Genomic DNA, 2,050 nt, shown 5'->3' on the forward strand with positions numbered 1-2,050 from the left:
CAACTACGAGGTCGACAAGACCGTGAAGACCGTGCGCAGCGCCAGCGGCCAGATTCGCCGGCTCAGCGCGGCGGTGGTCGTCAATTACCAGGGCGTGGCCGATGCCGCGGGCAAGGTGGTGCCGACCGCGCTGTCGGCGCAGCAGGTCGAGCAGATGACGGCGCTGGTGCGCGAGAGCATCGGCTTCAACAAGGAGCGCGGCGACTCGGTGAACCTGATGAACACGCCGTTCCTGGTCGACGCGCCGGTGCAGGTCGAGTTGCCGCTGTGGAAGCGCCCCGAGACGCTCGAGCTGGCGCGCAGCTTCGCCTGGCCCGTGGGGCTGGTGCTGATCGGCGCGATCGTGCTGTTGGGCATGGTGCGCCCCGGCCTCAAGGCCATGGCCGCGGCCAAGCCGCTGCCCGGCAGCACCACGCCGGCGCTCGGCGGTCCCGCCGCCGGCAGCCAGCTCAACGCGATGGTGGCCGACACGCCCGAGCGTCCCGCGCTCGGCGCGCCCGAGGCGGTGGCCGTGCCCTCGCCGCAGGAGCAGGTGCCCGAGCAGATGCGGCTGGAGGGCGCGCGCCAGATGGCGCGGCAGAACCCGGTGGCGGTGGCGAACATCGTCAAGACCTGGGTCCACGGCTGAGCGGAAACGAAGCAGATGGACGAACAGGGACTCAACGACGCGGCGATCCTCCTGATGTCGCTCGGCGAACAGGAAGCCGGCGAGGTGCTGCGGCACCTGTCGCCGCGCGAGGTGCAGAAGATCGGCGAGACCATCGCCAAGACCCGCGCGGTGTCGCGCGAGCGGCTCGGCGAGGTGGCGGACCGCTTCATCACCGCCACCGCGGGCCAGAGCCTGTTCGCGGCCGACACCGGCGACTACGTGCGCTCGGTGATGCGCCAAGCGCTCGGCGAGGAGAAGGCCTCGATCCTGGTCGACCGCATCCTGCAGACCGCCGATCTCAGCGGCATCGAGAACCTCAAGTGGATGGACGCGCCGTCGGTGGCCGAAGTGCTCAAGCTCGAGCATCCGCAGATCGTGGCCGCGATCCTGGTGCACCTGGAGCCCGAGCATGCCTCGGCGATCCTGCTGCAGTTGCCCGACCTGCAGCGCGCCGAGGTGCTGCTGCGCGTCGCCACGCTCGAGGGCATCCAGCCGGCCGCGCTCGAAGACCTCAACGAGGTGATGTTCCGCGTGCTCTCGGGCGGCGCCAAGGTGCGCAAGCCCTCGCTGGGCGGCCCGCGCACGGCCGCCGGCATGATCAACCTGCTGGGCAGCGGCGCCGATGCGCAGGCCATCGCGGCGATCCGCAACCACGATGCCGAGCTGGCGCAGCAGATCGCCGACCTGACCTTCGTCTTCGACGACGTGATGAAGCTCGACGACAAGTCGCTGCAGCTGGTGATGAAGGAGATCGCCTCCGAGACGCTGATCGTCGCGCTCAAGGGCGCGGCGCCGCCGCTGCGCGACAAGTTCCTGTCGAACATGTCCTCGCGCGCGGCCGAGGCGCTGCGCGAGGACCTCGAGGCGCGCGGTCCGCTGCGGCTGTCGGAGGTCGAGGCGCAGCAGAAGGAAATCCTCAAGGCGCTGCGCCGGCTTGCCGACGAAGGCCAGATCATGCTGGGCGGCGGCGATGGCGGGTTCGTCTGATGGGCGCGCGCATGGCCGTCGCTGAACCGACCGGAGCCCGCCGATGAGCCGCGGCGCCTTCATCCGCGGCGAGGACGTCGCGCGCTTTGCGCGCTGGCAGTTCGCCGCCGTCGGCGCCGAGGGCAACGTGCTCGGCGGCGTGGTCGATCCCGAGGCGATCGAGGAGGCGCGCCAGCAGGGCCGCGACGAAGGCTATGCGGCCGGCCGCGCAGCCGCGCAGGCCGAGACGCGCGAACAGATGGAGGCCTACCAGGCCAACGAGGGCCTGGAGGCCGCGCAGCGCGTGGCCGCCTTGCTCGCAAGCGCCGAGGCGCAGCTGGCCGAAGTGCAGCAGGAGCTCGCGCGCGGCACGCTCGAGATCGCCTGCGCGCTCGCGCGCCAGGTGCTGCGCCAGGAGATCGCGACCCGGCCGGC

Annotated in this window: 3 protein-coding genes; all 3 read left to right on the forward strand. The window is 71.6% G+C overall.

The window, feature by feature from the left end; all coding sequences use genetic code 11:
- The coding region (locus AC27VN_RS39770; RefSeq protein WP_490880255.1) for a flagellar M-ring protein FliF C-terminal domain-containing protein at positions 1 to 628 on the forward strand (628 nt) is incomplete at its 5' end.
- A 15-nt stretch (positions 629 to 643) separates the two neighbouring features.
- Positions 644 to 1,636 (forward strand): flagellar motor switch protein FliG, encoded by a 993-nt coding sequence (fliG, locus tag AC27VN_RS39775; RefSeq protein ID WP_490880256.1) that lies wholly within the window; start codon positions 644 to 646, stop codon positions 1,634 to 1,636.
- Between the two features lie 43 nt (positions 1,637 to 1,679).
- The coding region (locus AC27VN_RS39780) for a FliH/SctL family protein (protein ID WP_490880257.1) at positions 1,680 to 2,050 on the forward strand (371 nt) is incomplete at its 3' end.

The organism is Variovorax sp. 20P10.2.4 (assembly GCF_058244205.1).